At 46.7% G+C, this 636-nt stretch carries 1 protein-coding gene; it reads right to left on the reverse strand.

Translation table 11 applies throughout. From position 1 onward, the window contains the following. Positions 1–87 precede the first annotated feature (87 nt). Positions 88–636, reverse strand: a 549-nt coding sequence (locus NZ519_14085) for a hypothetical protein (GenBank protein ID MCS7029881.1), incomplete at its 5' end; no start/stop codon positions are given.

The raw sequence follows: 636 nt of genomic DNA on the forward strand, positions 1-636 counted from the left end.
ACGAAGCGCAGCGAAGTACCGAAGCGAAGCGTAGTGCGGAATGCACCGACCCTTGCGTCAGCAAGGGACACGCCCAAAGAATAAAAATTATCTGTATTCATTTTCCCACCTTTTTTGTGAAAGATATGTTTCAGGATAACACTGGGCAATGTTGGGGTTCTGGGCAAGATATCGTTTGTACATAACAATACTTGCCATACACCGATCCTGCTCTACCTCCGTCAATGACTCCCATAGCTTCTTTGCTCGCTCTTTTTTGCCCACTTTATACCCATAAAACTCCCAAAAATCCTCAAATGTATACACACCTACCGCATATACCTGAAAGTTGCCCGACCGAGCAAAAACCGCTACGTGGGCTTCATGGTGCGGCACATTCTTTAAGAACCAGTTGTACTGAACCTCTGTAAGCCCCTGCGGAAAGTCAATTGTTTTCAGGAAACCCCCAACATAGTTGAGGGTTATTTTTTCCTGAATTTTTTCGCTTAACAGCAAATACTTCATGGCAACACCTCCCCCGTTTCCAGTAAGTGTGTGAGTTTTTTTATGTGAGATGCGCGGGCGTTTTTGAGCGACACCCCCCAGTGGGACATAAGTAGTTCGTCTGCCTGCCACGCATCCATGAGGGAGGGTCTG

This window comes from Bacteroidia bacterium (genome assembly GCA_025056095.1).
Taxonomy (GTDB): Bacteria; Bacteroidota; Bacteroidia; order JANWVE01; family JANWVE01; genus JANWVE01.